The organism is Pseudonocardia lacus (assembly GCF_018531445.1).
Classification (GTDB): Bacteria; Actinomycetota; Actinomycetes; order Mycobacteriales; family Pseudonocardiaceae; genus Pseudonocardia; species Pseudonocardia lacus.
The window spans coordinates 1-2396 of record NZ_JAHDTH010000414.1; the positions used below are offsets into that span (position 1 = coordinate 1).

Here is a 2396-nt window from a genome sequence, read left to right on the forward strand (position 1 = left end):
CGCCGACGCCGCGCGCGAGGCCGAGACCGCGGCGCGGGCGGCCGCGCGGGAGGCCGGTGCCGCGGCCTCGCGCACCCAGCGCGCCCAGGCGGCGCTCGACGAGGTGGACGGGGGTTGAGCGGCGCCACCCCGAGCGACGGGGAAGGTGCCCGCGGTCACCGAGAAACACCTCACACCCGCCGCGCGCGTACCGATCATCGTCCCGGCTAACCCTGGGGTATGGCACTCACCATCTCCCCCGAGACCGTCGCCACCGACACGATCATCGCCCAGCTGAGGGCCATCGAGCAGCTCACCCGGACCGAGGCGCAGACGGCGCGCATCCGCGTCGCGCAGGCGACCACCGACGAGGTGCGCCGCGAGCTCCGGGAGAACGCCGCCGACGCCGACCGGCGCATCGAGCGGATCACCGCCCGGCTGCGCGAGCTCGACGCCGCCCCGGACGTGGTCACCCCGGCGATCAGCCGGGTCGTCACGCTGGTCAAGAGCACGCTGGAGCAGGCCCAGCCCGTCGAGGAGGCCCTGCTGACCGACCTGACGATGGAGCACCAGCTGCGCGATCGCGCCCGCTACGTCAAGGTGCTGGCCCAGCGGGCGAAGCTGCCCGCCGTGGAGAAGCTGGCCGACGACCTCGTGGCCAAGCACTCGCGCACCATCGACTGGATCACCACGACCCTCGCCGAGGAGGCCCTGGGCGGCCCGGCGAAGCTCGCCCCGACCCCGCTGCAGCGGGTGGCCGGTGGCGTCGCCCAGGCCGTGACCCTGCCCACCCGGTTCGCCGTGCAGGGCGTCAACCGCGCCGTTGACGGCCTGACCCGGGTCGGCGACCAGGCCCGCGACACCGTCACCCACACCGTCACCTCGGTCGTCGGCACGGTGACCAGGGTCGGCTCCGACAGCCGCGAGGTCGTCACCGCCGGCCGCGACGCCGCGCTGCGCAAGGCCGAGCAGGTCGCCGACCGCGAGGGCGCCGAGCCGGTGGCCGACGCCGTCCGCGCGACCCGGGCCGACCTGGGCAGCCTCAAGGCCAGCGAGCTGCCGATCAAGGGCTTCGAGGAGCTCAGCGCGCAGGGCGCCGCGGCCGCGGTGCGCGAGCTGACCGACCCCGACCAGGTCAGCACGATGCTGGCGTTCGAGGAGCGCAACCGCAACCGTGCCGGCGTGGTGTCCGCGGCGCGCAGCCGGTTCGCCGCGCTGGCCAAGGACGCCGCCAAGTCCTGATCTCCACGCCCTGATCTCCACGTGCGCGCGGCGGGCGGGACCCACGGGTCCCGCCCGCCGCGGCGTCCGCACCGCCGCGCACCGGCCTACTGCTCGGACCCGCCGGGCCACTCGTGGTGCAGGACGGCGTAGAGCTCGTCGTTGGTCCACTCCCCCTTGCTCCAGGTGCTCTGCAGCTGCAGCCCCTCGCGGCGCATGCCGACCCGGCGCAGCAGCGCGGCGGAGCGCACGTTGCGGTCGTCGCAGCTGGCCACGACGCGGTGCTTGCCGCGGTCGAGGAACAGGTAGTCGAGCACCCGGCGCACGGCCTCGGTCGCGTAGCCGCGACCCTGGTGCTCGGCGGCGAAGGTGAACCCCAGCTCGGCCTGGCAGGGCCGGTCCAGCGGGACGAACACGCCGCAGTCGCCGAGCAGCTCGTCGGTGCCGGCCAGCGCCACCGCGAACTGGAACCAGCGCCCGGGGGTGTCGGGGTGCTCGTGGTCCAGCTCGGCGAGCATGCGCTCGGCCCGCTCGCGCGGGTACGGCGCCTCCCAGCCCTGGTAGCGGGCGACGGCGGGGTCGCTGCGGTAGGCCGCGAACGCCGCCAGGTCGGCCGCGGCGAAGCGGCGCACGACCAGCCGTCCGGTGCGCAGCCCGGTGAACCCCGTGTCCGGCCCGAGCTGGTCGTGGGGGAAAATCACGGCCATAGCCACCACCCTGCCCGATGACCTGCCCGACCTCCCGGTCCGGTCCGCCCTTGGCGAGGTGACCGGCGCTCTGGCGGCGCACGGCGCGGCGGTGCTGGTCGCCCCGCCGGGCACCGGCAAGACCACGCTCGTGCCGCTGGCCCTGGCCGCCGCGAGCGACCAGCGGGTCGTCGTCGCCGAGCCGCGCCGGCTGGCCACCCGGGCCGCGGCGGCGCGGATGGCGGCCCTGCTCGGGGAGCCGGTGGGGCGGCGGGTCGGCTACGCGGTGCGCGGCGAGTCACGCACGTCCGCCGAGACCCGGATCGAGGTCGTGACCTCCGGGCTGCTGCTGCGCCGGCTGATCGCCGACCCCGAGCTGACCGGCGTGGGCACCGTCGTCCTCGACGAGTGCCACGAGCGCCACCTCGACGCCGACCTGCTGCTGGCGCTGCTGCTCGACGCCCGCGCCGGCCTGCGCCCCGAGCTGGCGCTGCTGGCCACCTCGGCGAC

At 76.1% G+C, this 2396-nt stretch carries 3 protein-coding genes; 2 read left to right on the forward strand and 1 reads right to left on the reverse strand.

The window, feature by feature from the left end:
* The first annotated feature begins 219 nt into the window (after nt 1-219).
* On the forward strand, nt 220-1221 hold the full coding sequence (locus KIK08_RS38615) for a ferritin-like domain-containing protein (protein WP_214408265.1): 1002 nt from the start codon (nt 220-222) through the stop codon (nt 1219-1221).
* An 86-nt stretch (nt 1222-1307) separates the two neighbouring features.
* Here the strand turns inward: KIK08_RS38615 and KIK08_RS38620 are convergent, their stop codons facing one another.
* Nucleotides 1308-1907, reverse strand: a complete 600-nt coding sequence (locus KIK08_RS38620; RefSeq protein ID WP_214408266.1) for a GNAT family N-acetyltransferase — start codon at nt 1905-1907, stop codon at nt 1308-1310.
* A gap of 58 nt (nt 1908-1965) precedes the next feature.
* Here KIK08_RS38620 and KIK08_RS38625 point away from each other — a divergent pair.
* Nucleotides 1966-2396 (forward strand): DEAD/DEAH box helicase (locus tag KIK08_RS38625; RefSeq protein ID WP_408004794.1); only part of this gene is annotated, 431 nt, incomplete at its 3' end.

Excerpts from the sequence above, each read along its gene's own strand:
- KIK08_RS38615 (WP_214408265.1), top strand. The coding sequence starts at position 220 with ATGGCACTCACCATCTCCCCCGAGACCGTCGCCACCGACACGATCATC.
- KIK08_RS38620 (WP_214408266.1), bottom strand. The coding sequence starts at position 1,907 with ATGGCCGTGATTTTCCCCCACGACCAGCTCGGGCCGGACACGGGGTTC.